Source organism: Nostocoides sp. (genome assembly GCF_035343835.1).
Classification (GTDB): domain Bacteria; phylum Actinomycetota; class Actinomycetes; order Actinomycetales; family Dermatophilaceae; genus Nostocoides_A; species Nostocoides_A vanveenii.
Map to the genome: position 1 here is coordinate 182 of NZ_DAOQZV010000060.1, position 15,124 is coordinate 15,305.

The following is a 15,124-nucleotide window of genomic DNA, read 5'->3' on the forward strand; positions in this document are numbered from 1 at the left end:
GGGTCCCCGCGAAGTATCGGAGCGACGCAGGAGCGGAGAACGTCGTGGGGTTGGGGAATCGGGGTCCCCGCGAAGTATCGGAGCGACGCAGGAGCGGAGAACGTCGTGGGGTTGGGATTAGGCCAGCCGAGCGGGCGCCAGGGTCGAGCCGGTCAAGGGCACCCGGCCGGTCGAACCTCGGAGCACGAGCTCCGGCTGGAAGACCAACTCCCGGCCTTCGGTATTGCCGCCGCGGATGGCGTCGAGCAGAGCCAGGACGATCGCCTCGGACATCTCCAGGACGGGCTGGCGGATCGTGGTCATCGGCGGATCGGTGAAGGCCATCAGCGGTGAGTCGTCGTAGCCGGTGATCGACAGATCCCGCGGGATCTGCAGGCCCAGCCGATGCGCCTGCCGGACGCCGCCCAGCGCCATGATGTCCGAGGCGTAGACGATCGCCGTAGCCCTGCGGGCAACCAAAGTGGAGGTCGCCTGGGCGCCGCCCTCAACCGTGAAGAGGGCATGGACCATCAGGTTGTCCGGGTCGGGCAGGCCGGCCGTGCGGTGGGAACGCTTGAATGCCTCCACCTTCAACTGCACCGGGACATATTGGCGGGGTCCGACGGCAAGCCCGATTCGCTTGTGCCCCAACTCGATCAGATGCGTCAGGGCCAACTCTATCGCGGCGGCATCATCGCAGGAGACGAAGGTCGCCACGACGCCTTCGCGATACCCATTGACCAGGACGAGGGGCACGCCTTGGCGGCCGAGGTTGACATAGCGATCGACGCTTTCGCCGAGGTCGGCGTGCTGGCCCGAGATGCAGATGATGCCGGCGACCCCCCGGTCGAGGAGCATCTGGACATAGACATCCTCGTGCACCCCGCCCGGCGTCTGCGTGCAAAGCACGGGCGTGAAACCTCTTGCGGCCAAACCCGATTCGATGGTCTGCGCAAAGGCCGGGAAGATCGGGTTGGTCAACTCAGGGGTGATCAGGCCGATCAGCGCGCCACTGCGGGGGCGCAGCTTGGCCGGGACCTCGTAGCCGAGGACGTCGATCGCCGTGAGCACGGCGGCCCGGGTCGCCTCGGACACCCCAGGCTTGTCGTTGAGGACGCGGCTGACCGTCGCCTCGCTCACCTCGGCCTGCGCGGCAACCTCGGCGAGGCGGATTCTCACGAGACGGGCTGCCATGTCCACACTCCTACCTGCGGGCCGGGCGCGGTGAGAACGACCGCGTCACCCTCCAAGGAAATCCCATTTCCGTATGCCGCAGAACCCTTTTCGATGCCATCGAAGGCCGCGCGCGGCAGGCGGATGGGCTCGTGCGCCAACCGGGCAAGGGTCACGAGCGCCGTCTGGGCGGGGTGCTCGCGGAGGTAGGCGAGGACGTCGTCGGCGGCATACACCCAGCGCAGCCCGCCGGCGTGCAACGCCTTGGACTTATGCCGCAGCGCGATCAGTTCGCGATAGACGCCGTGCAGGCGCTCGTCCCAGAGGTCGGGCTGCGTCCAGGGCATCGGTCGCCGCCCGTCCTCGCCGAAGTCGCCGAGCATGCCGATCTCGTCGCCATAGGTGATCATCGGGATTCCGGGCATGGTCAGCAGCATCCCGGCCGCCACGTCGACCTGCTCGACGTCGTCGCCGACCAGGCTGCGCACGCGCGTGGTGTCGTGGGAGCCGACGAGGGTGAAGCAGTGCGTCAGCGTCTCCCACGGCACCAGCGAGCCGAACTCGCGGATGGTCTCCATGACCGCGCGTCCGCCGAGGCGGGGCACGATGACCGGCAGGCCGAGGAAGTCGGGTGCGTGACCGGGGTGGCGCAGCCAGGTCCACAGTGGCCGGGTGAAACCGGCGTAGTTCATCACGCCGTGCCAGCCGTCGCCCATCGCGTCGAGCGAGAAGTCGTGGCAGTGCTCGCCCACGAGGAGAGCATCGGGATTGGTCTCGGCCATCGCGGCACGCATCCGGCGCGCGACATCGGCATTGTGGTCCTGCGCGCGGTGCCGGCCAGTCATATTCGCCACGTCGACCCGCCACCCGTCCAGGGCATGGGGGCCCGAGATCCAGTGCCGGACAACGCCCTTCGGGTCCTCGAAGATCCGTTCCTGGAGCTCCTCGGAGTCGTAGTTGAGCTTCGGCAGCGAGGGCACGCCGAGCCAGGAGGCGTAGGTGTCGCCATCGAAGAAGTAGTAGGCCCGTTCGGGGGCGTCGGGCTCGGATTGGGCCGCGCGGAACCAGTCGTGACCGACCCCGGTGTGATTGGTCGTGAAGTCGCCGAGCACCTTCAACCCGCGCTCGTGGACAGCGTCGGCGAGCCGATCGAGGGCCGCGTCGCCACCGAGAACGGGATCGACCTCATCGAAGGTTGAGGCGTCATACCGGTGGTTGGAGCGCCCGGGAAAGACCGGCGTCAGATAGACGACATCGGCGCCGAGATCGACGATGTGATCGAGGTGGTCGATGATCCCGTCCAGATCGCCGCCGTAGAGTTGCTTGGCGGTCTGCGGCCCACGACCGGCCACCGGCTCGTCCCACGGCACGGGGATCGCCCAGTCGGGAATATCGCGGTCGCCGGCCTGCGCGGATCGCGCAAAGCGGTCCGGGAAGATCTGGTAGACAACGGCATTCGCGCTCCAGGCGGGTGCCGCCTCAAAGGTCGTAATGCGGAAGTCCGAGGCATCCGGGATGTCCCGGTCGTGCAGCCCGGTCCCGTTGAGCCATTGGTAGCCCAGCGGGCCGCCCTGCAGCAGGAACCGATAGTTCATCACCGGGTTGTGCATGACGAGCGGAACGCTCCACCACGAGTCCGCCGCGGTCGTGCGGGTCAGCGTGGCCGGCGTGAACTTCGGTTCCGCGTCGGGGGTGCTGCGCAGATGGATGCTGCTGACATCCGCAGCATGGGGGACCCGAACGAGGAGGTGCACCGTGTCTCCCAGGCGCGGATGCGCCTGGGAGACATAGCGTTCGGAGCCGTCGTGATGAGGAGTGTCGAGCAGGTGACCGGGGCCGGTCACTTCACCGAACCCTGCGTCATACCCCCGACGAGGTACTTCTGGAAGCCGAGGTAGAGAAGCACCACGGGCAGCGACGCGAGCACGGCGCCAGCGGCGAACTGACCGAAGAGCCGGTTCTTTTCGTTGCCGATCGTCATGCTGTAGAGGCCGACGCCGAGGGTCTGGCTGTCGACATCCTGCAAGAAGATGCTCGCCAGGAGGAACTCGCTGAAGAGGCCGACGAAGCTGAGCATGAAGACGGTGACCAGAATCGGCATGACCAGGCGCAGGGTCATCGTGAAGAAGATCCGCGCGTGGCTGGCCCCGTCGACCTTCGCCGCCTCGTCCAGTTCCTTGGGCACGGTGTCGAAGTAGCCCTTGAGCAGCCACACATTGGCGCCCATCGCGCCGCCGAGGTAACACAGGGTCAATGCCCAGATCGAGTTCAGTCCCAGGGCCGGGATGACGTCACCGAGCTTGGCGAAGGTCAGGTAGAGCGCGGGGAAGGTCAGCATCGCCGGGAACATCTGCAACAGCAGCAGACCCAACAGGCCAGGCCTCCGGCCGGTGAACCGCAGCCGGGAGAAAGCGTAGGCCGCACACGCGCCGATGAAGACCGATCCGAGCGCACCGACGGTGCTGATGATCATCGAGTTCTTGTACCAGCTGGCGTACGGCCGGGAGGCGTCGCTGAACAGGGTGTCAAAGTTGGCGCCGGAGATGGACTTGGGGATCAGCGAACTGGTGTCCAACGACCCCGACGGATTAAGCGCGGAGGAGATCAGGAAGACGATCGGGAAGAGCGCCCAGATCAGCGCCAGGACGCCGAGGAGGTGGCGCCACCAGCCGCTCGAACCGCTCTTACGGGGCGCGCGGCTGGTCGTGGCGTGCGCCTCGGGAACGGCGATGGTCGTTGCGTCGATGCTCGACAAATCAGTTCACCTCTTCCAGGGACTTGGTGCGGGCGAAGCCGCTGTAGCTCATCGCCGCCACGATGAAGAAGATGAAGATACAGACGGCGGAGGCCAGGCCGATGTTGGGGCTGGCGCCGGAGAACGCCAACCGGAAGGCGTACGTGATCAGCAGGTCCGTCGAGCCGATGCTGGTGTCCGCGGCCTCGAAAGGCCCACCCTTGGTCAGCAGATAGATCAACGTGAAGTTGTTGAAGTTGAAGGCGAAGGACGCGATCAGCAGCGGGCCGACGGCGACCAGCAGCAGCGGCATGATGATCGAGCGAAGCGTCCGGAAGGGGCTGGCACCGTCGATCTTCGCGGCCTCGCGGACATCACCCGGGATCGACTGCAGCGCGCCGGTGCAGACGAGGAACATATAGGGGAAGCCCAGCCACAAGTTGGTCAGCAAAATCGCGACCTTGGCCCACCAGGCGTTGCCGAGCCAGTCGATGTGCAGGTGCGTCAGGCTGTTGATCAGGCCGAAGTCCTGGTTGAACATCGACGCCCACACCAGTGAGGTGACGAAGCCGGGGATGGCATACGGGAGGATCAACAGCGAGCGGTAGAAGCCCTTGCCCTTGAGCTTGTCGTCATTGAAGAGCAAGGCCAAGAGCATGCCGAGGAAGAAAGTTGACAGCACCGAGATCGCCGCGAAGGCGACATTCCAGATGAAGATCTTGAAGAACCCCGCGCGGATGGTCTCGTTGGTCAGCAGGTCCTTGAAGTTCTTGAACCCGACATTCTGCTTCCACCCGGTGGGCAATGTGCCCGAGCCGTCCTCAGCCGTCCAGTAGGCGTTCTTGGGGACGTAGACCTTGCCGGCCTTCGCGTCGGTAAGCGTGTCGGCCTTGGCGTCGTAAACGAGGGTGGGCTCGCCCTGGAAGGCCTGCTTGGTGCCCAGCGCCTTGATCCCGGCCTCCTTGGAGACAGGCACCGCAAAGTTGGTGACCTCGTCGGCGTTGGTCTTGTTGCGATCGTTGACCTGCTTGGGGGTCAGGATCGTGTAGCCGGGGGCCGTCGCGATCAGGCCGGTCATCGGGGGCTTATCACCGATGGCGACCCCGTCGGTGGCCAGGTCCTTGACACCGTCCTTGTTGCCGACGAGGTACTTGCCGTCCGGGTCGATCAACAAGAAGTTGAGGTCGCCGGTCATCGGATCCGCCCCCTCGGGGACAGCGATCGACAGCTTGTAGCGCGGGCTGCCGGCGACCTGCTGGACGGACTGCGCGATGGATTGCGTCGTCGCCTCGTCCTTGGACAGCACGTGGCCCTGGCCGTAGTTGGTGAAGGCGGTGGCGACGGTGTAGACGATCGGCCAGATCTGGAGGGTGACCAGCAGGATCAGGCCCGGTAAGAGGTACTTCATTGGCACGGCCCGGCGTGTCGCATAGACCGCGAGGATGCACGTGAGGATGAAGGCGGTGATAACCACCCCGAACCAGGAGCCTTGAGCGATCAACTTCTGCACGACATACAAGGCCGCGAGGGTCGCGAGGGCGAGCAGGCCCCACTTGAGGATGTGGGCATAGAGAGGGGTGGTGTCCTTGCGGACACGGAACTCGTTTGTGCTGGGGACAACGGCCATTCTTCGACTCCCGGGCTGAATGCAAGAGGGACACCGGCACCCGAGCGCAGAATGGCGACGGTGCCTGGCCCACGATTTTCTTAGGGGGCGGCGCGCCCAGTCAGGCGCGAAGTAGTGCACGGTGGCCCCCGGCGGCTATTGCCGGGGGCCACCGCTGCGGGATCAGGAACCCGCGATGGCCTTGACGATCTCCTTCTGCGCGGCGTCGAAGCGCGCCTTCGGCTCGGCCTTGCCGGAGATGACGTCGGCAGCGGCCTGGCCCAGCGGGCCCCACACGGAGTTCATGGCGGGGATGTTCGGCATCGGCTTGCCGTCCTTGCCCGCCTCGTACCACGCCTCGACCTCGGGGTCAGAAGCCGCGACCTCGTCATACGCCTCGGTCAGTGCCGGCGGACGACCGCCGGCGGCGAAGATCGCGAGCTGGAACTCCTTGGTCGGGACGTAGGTCGTCACGAAGTCCTGAGCCAGCGAGGCGTTCTTGGCCTTCGCCGATACATAGAAGAGCTGCACGCCGAGGAAGGGCTGCATCGCCTTGCCACCGGGCAGCGAGGGCAGGCTGGAGATGCCGTAGTTGATGCCGGCCTTCTTGACGTTCGGGATCGACCAGGGGCCCGTGATGAAGAAGGGCGCCTTGCCGCTGGTGAAGATGCCTTCGGCGTTGTCGTCGCCGACATTGGTGGAGAGGACCTTGTCCTTGCCCATCTGCGCGAGGACGGTCGCACCCTTGATGGACTCGGCGCTGTTGACGATGACCTTGCTGGCGTCGTAGTCGCCATTGTCCTTGACGGCGAAGATGCCGCCACCGAAGGCCGAGAGCCACGGGTAGGTGTAGTAGGCGTTACCCGTCTTGCCGACCGACTGGTCGAGCAGGGTGGTGATCTTCTTGTCCTTGGTCTGCGCGGCCTTGGCGGCCTTGAGCAGGTCGTCCAGGGTCGCCGGGGCATCCGGGACCATGTCGGTGTTGCGGACCAGGGCGATGTTCTCCACCGAGAAGGGCACGCCATAGTTCTGGCCGTTGAACTTGCTCGCGGCCATCGCGGCCGGGGCGAACTTGGCGGTGGTCGCGTCGTCAAGCTGGATGGGAGCGACGGTGCCGTTCTGGACGAGCTCACCGAGCCAGTCGTGAGCGCCGACGACGATGTCCGGGCCCTTGCCGACCTTGGTGGCGTCACCGAACTGCTTGCGAGTCTCGGTCGCGATCTGCACGGCGACGGTCACGCCATTGTCGGCAGCGAACTGCTGGGCGTACTTGGTCAGGATCGGCGCGCGGTCGGCGTCGGCCCAGATGACCAGGTCGGCGTCCGCACGGGAGGGGTTCTTGGCGTCGACCTCGGCCGGAGCGGCCGCGGTCTCGGAGGCCGAAGCGCTGGCCGACGTGCTGGCGGAGGCCGACATGTTGGCGCTGCTCCCCGCGGTCGCGCTGGTCGACGAGTTGCCGCCGTTGCCGCAGGCAGCCAGGGTGAGAGCGGCAACACTGGTCAGGGCAGCCGCACCGAACGCACGCTTGTGCATTGATTCTCCTACGTAGGGCGCAGGGAGCCACGATGCTTCCCTGACGAGTGAGGGAGACTTTACCAGCCCTTGCAAGGGCTCTCAACCCTTCCGCAAGATCTTTCAATACTTACGCAAGAAGTCTCGAAACGATAACGGTCTGTGCCCTGCTGGTCCGGCTCTGGCCGCCCGTCAGGATTTGAACGGGCAAACAGTGGCGCACCAGGGGGTCCATCGGGCACACTAGAGGCGCACGGGACACCGATGTCCCGTGACGTTCCACCTTTACAACGGATCGTCCGGCACGTTCCTGCCGGTGAAGGAGTCAATGCCCCATGGCGACAGTGAAGTTCGATGAGGCAACCCGGGTCTACCCCGGCGCCACGCGTCCCTCGGTCGACAAGCTCAACATCGACATCGCGGACGGTGAATTCCTCGTTCTCGTCGGCCCCTCCGGCTGTGGCAAGTCCACCAGCCTGCGCATGCTGGCTGGCCTCGAAGAGGTCAACGGCGGCAAGATCTGGATCGGTGACCGCGATGTCACCAACCTCTCGCCCAAGGACCGCGACGTGGCGATGGTCTTCCAGAACTACGCGCTCTACCCACACATGTCCGTCGCCGACAACATGGGCTTCGCCCTGAAGATCGCCGGCGTCAACAAGTCCGAGATCGACACCCGCGTCAAGGAAGCGGCCAAGATCCTCGACCTGACCCAGTACCTGGAGCGCAAGCCGAAGGCCCTCTCCGGTGGCCAGCGTCAGCGCGTCGCCATGGGTCGCGCCATCGTGCGTTCCCCGCAGGTCTTCCTCATGGACGAGCCGCTGTCGAACCTCGACGCCAAGCTGCGCGTCCAGACCCGCACCCAGATCGCCTCGCTGCAGCGCCGCCTCGGCGTCACCACGGTCTACGTCACCCACGACCAGACCGAGGCCATGACGATGGGCGACCGCGTCGCCGTCCTCAAGGACGGCCTGCTGCAGCAGGTCGACAGCCCGCGCCGGATGTACGACCACCCGGACAACCTCTTCGTCGCCGGCTTCATCGGCTCCCCGGCCATGAACCTGATCGGTATGCCGGTCACCGACGGCGGGGTGAAGTTCGGCTCCACCGTCATCCCGGTCCCGCGCAGCGCCCTGACCAACGCCGGCAAGGAAGTCATCGTCGGCGTTCGCCCCGAGGACATCACGGTCTCCACCAGCGGTGACGGCCTGCCGATCACCATCGAGGTCGTCGAAGAACTCGGCGCCGACGCCTACGTCTACGGCACCCCGCAGACCGGCCACGTCGCCAAGGAAGAAGGCATGGAGAAGCCCTTCATCGCCCGCACCGACGGCCGCAAGCCCCCGGAGAAGGGCACCACGCTCTACATCACCCCGGAGCCGGGCCACGTGCACATCTTCGACCCCGAGAGCGGCGCTCGCCTGGTCGACTAACCACGGGGCTTCGCCCAGAAAAGCGCGGTCCCGCTTCGCGGGGCTGCGCTTTTCTGTGCCCCGGCCAAGCTCGCTTCGCTCGCGGCCGGGGCGCTGGTCACGATGGCTCGCCAGGGCTCGCAATCGCTCCCAGCATCCCTGCCCGAGAGCGCGGTCCCGCTTCGCGGGGCTGGGCATTGTCGAGCAGAAGCTCTTGTTTCTTGTTAGGGCGAAGGCCCCATGGGAGCATGGGGGCGTGGCCCTGGACATCATCGCCGCCCGCCCGGATCCCGCTCTCTTGGATCTGCCCTGGCAGCTCCCCCTGGAGGAGTGGCCTGAGGAGCGGCTCGCCGCCCTCCCCCGAGGCATCTCCCGGCACGTCGTTCGCTTCGTCAAGCTCTCGGGCAAGGTCATCGCCGTCAAGGAGATCAAGGCCGACCTCGCCATCCGCGAATACCACCTCCTGCGCAACCTCAACCGGCTCGGGTTGCCCTGCGTGCAACCCTTTGCCGTCGTCCAGGGCCGGGTCAACGCCAAGGGCAAGCCACTGGATGCCTGCCTGATCACCCGGCACCTGCAGTTTTCGCTGCCCTACCGCGCGCTGTATAGCCAAACCCTGCGACCGGACACCGCGACCCGGCTCATCGATGCGCTCGCCGTGCTGCTCGTCAGACTCCACCTGGCCGGATTCTGGTGGGGCGACGTCTCCTTGTCCAACACCCTCTTCGTGCGCGACGCCGGGGCCTTCGCCGCCTACCTCGTCGACGCCGAGACCGGCGAACTACGCGAACGGCTCTCCAACGGCCAGCGCGAACACGACCTAGAGATCGCCCGCATCAATATCGCCGGTGAACTCTTCGACCTCGAGGCCGGCGGCCTCCTCCACGGTGAAGACCCGATCGAGACCTCCGAGCGGATCGTGACGCGCTATCACGAGCTGTGGGCCGAACTGACCGATGTCGAGGAGTTCGACACCGCCGAGCGCTGGCGGGTCGAAGACCGCATCCGACGGTTGAACGACATCGGCTTCGACGTCGACGAGTTGGCCATCGTCACCGACTTCAACGGCACGACGATCTCCATCCAGCCCAAGGTCGTCGACGCTGGCCATCATTCGCGGCGCCTGCTGCGCCTGACCGGGCTCGATGTCGAAGAGGGCCAGGCCCGACGGCTGCTCAACGACCTCGATTCCTATCGCGCCGCCACCGAACGCCAACTCGATGACGAGGAACTCGTCGCGCACGACTGGCTCAGTCTCATCTACGAGCCGATCACCCGCTCCGTGCCTCCGGCGATGCGCGGCAAGCTGGAGCCGGCCGAACTCTTTCACGAGATCCTCGAGCACCGGTGGTATATGGCCGAACTAGCCGGACACGACATCCGGATCGAAGACGCCACTGTCGATTATGTCGCGCACGTGCTCCCGAACAAGCCCGAGGAGAAATCCATCCTCGGGGTGGACACCACGGAGCTGCCCGTCCTCGGCACGGTCTGAAGGACGCCGGCATACGGGCTCGCGAACAGGGAGCAAACGCGACGAGGGGCCGCGGGCGAAACTCGCCCACGGCCCCTCGGCCCCGAAAACCGTCCTCAGGCGGACGCGTCGTTCGGGGTCAGCTTCTTGGCGCCGGTCATGATCGCGACGCCTTCGCCCATGTCGTGCGACTGCGGAGTGATGACACCTGCGCACCCACCCAGACGCTGGATGTGGATGCGGTCGGCCGCCTCCCAGACGTGCGGCATGTTGTGGCTGATCAAGATCACCGCCAGACCGTTGTCGCGCAACTGCTTGATCATTTTCAGAACCATCCCGGATTCCTTGACACCGAGAGCGGCAGTCGGCTCGTCGAGCACGACGACCTTGCTCCCGAATGCCGCGGCCCGGGCGACGGCGACGACCTGACGCTGACCACCGGAGAGCGTCTCGACCGCCTGACCCATGTTCTGGATCGTCTGGATGCCGAGATTCTGAACGGCTTCGCCGGCGCGCTTCTTCATTCCGCCCTTGTCAAGCATGCGCAGCACTGAGCCGAGTGGCCCTGCGCGGCGCTCCTCACGGGCGAGGAAGAGGTTGCTGGCGATGTCGAGCGCTGGGATGACGGCCAGCTGCTGGTAGACCGTCTCGATCCCGGCCTCGCGGGCGTCCTGCGGGCGCTTGAAGGTGACGGGCTGGCCGTTCATCGTGATCTCGCCCGAGTCGGGGGTATAAGCCCCGGTCAGACATTTGATCAGGGTGGACTTCCCGGCACCGTTGTCGCCGATGACCGCAAGCACCTCGCCCGAGTAGAGGTCGAGGTTGACGCCGTCGAGACCGACAACGCGACCGAAGGTGATGACCAGATTCCGACCCGAGAGAATCGGCTCCTGGGCGTAGATGTGCTCCTTGCCCAGCGGAATCCCGTCGACCGACACCGGCAACTTCGTCGAGGCGCTCATGCCTTTACCTTCCGGATCCACTGGTCAATGGCGACGGCGATGATGACCAGGACACCGGTGGCCAAGATGCGCCACTGCTGGTCGACGCCCATCTGGGAGAGACCGCGCGCGAAGACCTGGACGATCAACGCACCGATCAAGGTGCCGACGAGCCGGCCACGGCCACCGAAGAGGCTGGTGCCACCGATCACGACGGCCGTGATGCTCTGCAGGTTGGCGTCGGTCACCGCGTTCGGTGTGGCCGCACCGGCCCGGCCGATGAGCACCCAGGCGGCGATGCCGTAGATCAGCCCAGCGATCGCATAGACCTGGAGCAACACCCGGCGGGAGGGCACACCGGCGAGGCGAGCCGACTCGGGGTCGTCACCCACGGCATACACATAGCGGCCCCACGCCGTCTGGGAGAGGACGAAGCCCATCACCAGATACATCACGATGACGAGGACGACGCCCCAGGTGAGGCGGAAGCCACCGACCGAGAATCCCTTGCCGAGGACGTTGAGGATGTCCGGCAGGTGCGAGCTCTGGATGCTCGAGCCGCCCGAGTAGAGCAGGGCGATCGCCGTGAAGATCGACAAGGTGCCCAGGGTGACGATGAAGGGCGGCAAGTTGAGCCGCGTGACCAGCAAACCGTTGAGCAGGCCTGCTCCGGTGGCCAGGCCGACACCGATCAGGAGGGCGAGGATGCCGGGCATCCCGCCGTCCTTGGCCAGCGAGGCCATGACCATCATCGAGAGAACCATGATCGCGCCCACGGACAGGTCGATGCCCGCGGTGAGGATGACCAAGGTCTGACCGATGGCCAGAGCGGCCACGATGGCGGTCTGCTGCACCGTGATCCCGAGCGCATTGGCCGAGGCGAACTGCGGCTTGGCGACGGTGAAGACGATGAATGACAGGACCAGGATGACCAGCGGGCTCAGGTACGGATAGCCGTGCAGGAGGTGCTGGATGCGCTGGAGCGGGCTGTGCTGCCGCCGAGCGAACTCGGCGGCAGCAGTGCCTGGGCTGGTCTCAGCCATCGTCAGTTGCCCCAGCAGATTTTGGCACCTTCAGCCGAGGTGATGCTCTCGAGGCCGTCGACCGGCTTGTCGGTCACGAGGGCGACACCGGTGTTGAAGAAGTCCAGGCCATCGCTGGTCTTGGGCTTCTCACCACCGCGGGCGATGGTGGCGATGGCCTCCATGCCCATGGTCGCCATCTTCAGCGGGTACTGCTGGGCGGTAGCGCCGATGACACCGTCGGTCACGGACTTCACGCCGGCGCAACCACCGTCGACCGAGACGATGATCGCCTTCTTGCCGGCGGCCTGGAGCGCCGCATTCGCGCCGACCGCAGCCGGCTCGTTGATGGTGTAGACGACATTGATGCCGTCATTCTTGGACAGGCAGTTCTCCATCGCCGTCCGGCCGCCGTCCTCGGCGCCATTGCTCGGCTCGTTGCAGATGATCTCGTAGTCGCCGCCCTTGCCGCCGGTGTATTTGCCGGTGGCGTCCTCGTCGCCGTTCTTCTTGCCGTCCTTGACGTCGATGCCCATGCCCTCGAGGAAGCCCTGGTCACGGTTGTAGTCGACGGAGACGATCTTGTCGTTGAAGAGGTCGAGCAGCGCGATGGTGGCCTTCTGGCCGTCGAGCTGAGCCGACGCCCACTTGCCGATGAGCTGGCCGGCGAGGCGGTTGTCGGTCGCGAAGGTGATGTCGACGGTGTCGGCCGGGTCCGGCGGGGTGTCGAGGGCGATGACATAGAGACCGGCATCGCGTGCCGACTTGATGGCGGCGTTGACTCCGTCGCTCATCGGGGTGATCAAGATGCCCTTGTCGCCGCGTGCCACGGCGTCCTCGATCGCGGTGATCTGGCCCGCGTCGTCGCCTTCCTGCTTGCCGGAGGCGACGGTCAAGGAGACGTTGTTCTTCTCGGCGTCGGCCTTGGCGCCGTTCTGCATCGCGACGAAGAAGGGGTTGGTCGAGTCCTTGGTGATCAGCGTGACGCCGACCTTCTCACCCGATGCGGCGCTGGCCGTCGAACCGCCGGAGGAGGCGGAACCGCCAGCCGAGGCCGACGTGGTGGAGTCACCGCTGCTGCCTCCGCAGGCGGCCATCGTCAGCGCGAGCCCGGCCACACCGGTGGCGGCGACGAGTCGGCGAGCGGCCGAGGATGTACGAACGATCTTCATTGAGTTGTACCTCTCTGGTCAGGCGCCGAAGCGCACACCGTGGGCCCCACTGCCCACGTGACAACGTTGTCAGAACGTTTTCTACTAGAGCCTTGCTTCGTGCGTCAACTCTCGGGTATGAATCGTTACATGGCTTCGACATCGTTGTCAGTCGGGCATCCCCCGCCGAACTTGCCGCGCGCCGGCGCCCCCGACGGTGGGCGTTCGCGGGCGACGATGCGCGATGTCGCGGCGCTCGCCGGGGTGAGCGTGAAGACGGTGTCGCGCGTCGTGAACGAGGAGTCGGGCGTCAAGGCCGATGTGCGAGCCCGGGTGCTCGCGGCCGCCACCCGACTGGACTATCGACACAATCTCGCAGCTAGCAACCTGCGGCGCAGCCGAGCGCGGACCGGGGTGATCGGGGTCCTCGTGCAGGACCTGGGCAATAGTTTCTCGGCCTCGCTGGTCCGCGCCCTCGAAGACGCCTGGCGCGATCGTGGCCTGATGGTGCTGGCGGCCAGCCTGGACGAGGCCGCCGAACGCGAGCAACAGATTGTCGAGAATCTCATCACCCGCCGCGTGGACGGGCTGGTCATCGTGCCGGCCAGCCCCCGCCATGACTACCTCGCGCCTGAGATCCGGGCGGGCCTGCCCGTGGTCTTCGCCGACCGGCTGCCCCGCGGCATCGACACCGATTCGGTCACCACGGACAACCGCCGGGGGGCCTTCCTCGCGATCAACCACCTCGTGCACGTTGGACACCGGAGAATCGCCGTGCTCACCGACGCGCCGTCGATCGCGACCGCCGAGGAGCGCATCAGCGGGGTCCAGGATGCCCTCGCCGCGCATGGTCGGGAGGGGACCCTCGATCTATTGCACACCGGCATACGGTCCGAAGCGGACGCCGAGGCTGCGGTCCGCGCCCTGATGGCCGAGCCATCTCCACCCACGGCGATCTTCGCCGCCCGGAATGTCCTCGCGCAGGGCTCGGTGCGGGCACTGGCGGCGATGGGCTTGCGTCACTCAGTGGCCCTCGTGGGCTTCGACGACTTCCCGCTGGCGCAACTGCTGGATCCGCCGCTGACCGTCGTCCGACAGGACGTGGCGCGGCTGGGGCGACTGGTCGGGACCCGGTTGCTGGAGCGGCTGGACGGCGACACCTCGGCCCCAATCCATGAGGTCATCAACCCCACCCTGATCGCCCGCGGGTCCGGCGAGATCCCGCCCAGCTGACCTCGGCGCCGGGAGCCGCTGGCGGCTGCGCCTTAGGCGGGGCCGAGGAAGCTGACGCCCGGAAGATTGCGCACGACCGCGAAGACCGTCATCACGGCGACCAGTCCGAGAGCGAGCCGGGGATCGGCCAGCAGCGGCCGCAGGCGTGGCCCCCGGCCGGCCACCCGGGCGGCGATGAGCAATGCGCTGATCCCCAGGAGGGTCATAACCAGCGGGTTGTGTCCCCAGGCGGCCGCCAGGTCCCCGTGCAGCAGGGCGTCGGTCATCCGTAGCCCGCCGCACAGGGGGCACGCATACCCGGTCAGGGCACGGAACGGACAGACGATCATCGATGGCGGACCTCACCTCGGAGCGCCCCGCGACGCCGCGTCGCGGGGCGTCCGAATCAACGAGCGGGAACGACGACGGTCTTGGCGGCCTGGTCGTGGTAGCCGCGCAGGCGGCCGGTCGGGTCGGCCCAGAAGGGCGAGAGGTAGACGACGAGCGAGAGGATCGAGCAGATGAAACTCGCCACCGTCGGCAGGCCCCAGCGGATCAGCGACGGCCCCCAGCCGGGGAGCGCGCCGCTGTCGACCTGCACGACCTTGATGCCCATCAACTGCTTGCCGAGCGTGGCGCCACGCAGGGCGATCAGGACGACCTCGTAAGCCAGGCTCAGCACCGCAAAGAGCGCCAACATGCTCAGCCACGCGCCGAACGCGAAGCTGCTCGCCGTGTCGCTACCGCTGAACATCGATGCGCCACCAAGCCCGACGGCGCCGAGGATGCTGAAGACGATGCCGAGCAGCACGGCGTCGATGATCCGCGCCAGCAGGCGGGTGACCATGGTCGGCGGCGTGCCGCCACCGGGAAGGGCGACGGCGCCCGGCGCGCCGTAGGCGCTCCCC

The 15,124-nt window shown here is 66.5% G+C and carries 13 protein-coding genes; 3 read left to right on the forward strand and 10 right to left on the reverse strand.

Annotated elements, in window-relative coordinates; all coding sequences use genetic code 11:
* Positions 1–117 precede the first annotated feature (117 nt).
* From PKH97_RS06295 to PKH97_RS06315, 5 genes are all read right to left on the reverse strand, one after another.
* Positions 118–1,173, reverse strand: a complete 1,056-nt coding sequence (locus PKH97_RS06295; protein WP_324386554.1) for a LacI family DNA-binding transcriptional regulator — start codon at positions 1,171–1,173, stop codon at positions 118–120.
* Entirely contained in the window at positions 1,155–2,996 is a 1,842-nt protein-coding gene (locus PKH97_RS06300; protein ID WP_324386555.1) for a glycoside hydrolase family 13 protein, read from the reverse strand. Before PKH97_RS06300 ends, PKH97_RS06295 begins: the two co-directional genes overlap by 19 nt.
* Positions 2,993–3,898: a sugar ABC transporter permease gene (locus tag PKH97_RS06305; RefSeq protein ID WP_324386565.1), complete on the reverse strand. Its 906-nt coding sequence runs from the start codon at positions 3,896–3,898 to the stop codon at positions 2,993–2,995. The genes PKH97_RS06300 and PKH97_RS06305 overlap by 4 nt, the downstream gene beginning before the upstream one ends.
* A 10-nt stretch (positions 3,899–3,908) precedes the next feature.
* Positions 3,909–5,513 (reverse strand): ABC transporter permease subunit, encoded by a 1,605-nt coding sequence (locus PKH97_RS06310; RefSeq protein ID WP_324386556.1) that lies wholly within the window; start codon positions 5,511–5,513, stop codon positions 3,909–3,911.
* Between the two features lie 162 nt (positions 5,514–5,675).
* Positions 5,676–7,025: a maltose ABC transporter substrate-binding protein gene (locus PKH97_RS06315; protein WP_324386557.1), complete on the reverse strand. Its 1,350-nt coding sequence runs from the start codon at positions 7,023–7,025 to the stop codon at positions 5,676–5,678.
* Positions 7,026–7,339: 314 nt separating this feature from the next.
* Between PKH97_RS06315 and ugpC the strand changes: the two genes are divergently transcribed.
* Positions 7,340–8,437: a sn-glycerol-3-phosphate ABC transporter ATP-binding protein UgpC gene (gene ugpC, locus PKH97_RS06320; RefSeq protein ID WP_324386558.1), complete on the forward strand. Its 1,098-nt coding sequence runs from the start codon at positions 7,340–7,342 to the stop codon at positions 8,435–8,437.
* Positions 8,438–8,672: 235 nt separating this feature from the next.
* Positions 8,673–9,911: a DUF4032 domain-containing protein gene (locus tag PKH97_RS06325; RefSeq protein ID WP_324386559.1), complete on the forward strand. Its 1,239-nt coding sequence runs from the start codon at positions 8,673–8,675 to the stop codon at positions 9,909–9,911.
* Between the two features lie 95 nt (positions 9,912–10,006).
* On the opposite strand, the gene PKH97_RS06330 is transcribed toward PKH97_RS06325, so the two are convergent.
* Genes PKH97_RS06330 through PKH97_RS06340 form a run of 3 tightly spaced genes read right to left on the reverse strand, consistent with a single transcriptional unit; the run spans position 10,007 to position 12,950 of the window.
* Positions 10,007–10,852 (reverse strand): ATP-binding cassette domain-containing protein, encoded by an 846-nt coding sequence (locus tag PKH97_RS06330; RefSeq protein WP_324386560.1) that lies wholly within the window; start codon positions 10,850–10,852, stop codon positions 10,007–10,009.
* Positions 10,849–11,874 (reverse strand): ABC transporter permease, encoded by a 1,026-nt coding sequence (locus tag PKH97_RS06335; protein ID WP_324386561.1) that lies wholly within the window; start codon positions 11,872–11,874, stop codon positions 10,849–10,851. Before PKH97_RS06335 ends, PKH97_RS06330 begins: the two co-directional genes overlap by 4 nt.
* Positions 11,875–11,876: 2 nt before the next feature.
* Positions 11,877–12,950 carry a substrate-binding domain-containing protein gene (locus tag PKH97_RS06340; protein ID WP_324386566.1) on the reverse strand — a complete coding sequence of 358 codons (1,074 nt, stop codon included), beginning with the start codon at positions 12,948–12,950 and terminating at the stop codon, positions 11,877–11,879.
* Positions 12,951–13,154: 204 nt separating this feature from the next.
* Here PKH97_RS06340 and PKH97_RS06345 point away from each other — a divergent pair, with 204 nt between their 5' ends.
* Positions 13,155–14,237: a LacI family DNA-binding transcriptional regulator gene (locus PKH97_RS06345; RefSeq protein ID WP_324386562.1), complete on the forward strand. Its 1,083-nt coding sequence runs from the start codon at positions 13,155–13,157 to the stop codon at positions 14,235–14,237.
* A 32-nt stretch (positions 14,238–14,269) separates the two neighbouring features.
* Here PKH97_RS06345 and PKH97_RS06350 read toward each other — a convergent pair whose 3' ends face one another.
* Entirely contained in the window at positions 14,270–14,566 is a 297-nt protein-coding gene (locus PKH97_RS06350) for a DUF2752 domain-containing protein (RefSeq protein ID WP_324386563.1), read from the reverse strand.
* A gap of 56 nt (positions 14,567–14,622) precedes the next feature.
* Positions 14,623–15,124 (reverse strand): RDD family protein (locus PKH97_RS06355; protein ID WP_324386564.1); only part of this gene is annotated, 502 nt, incomplete at its 5' end.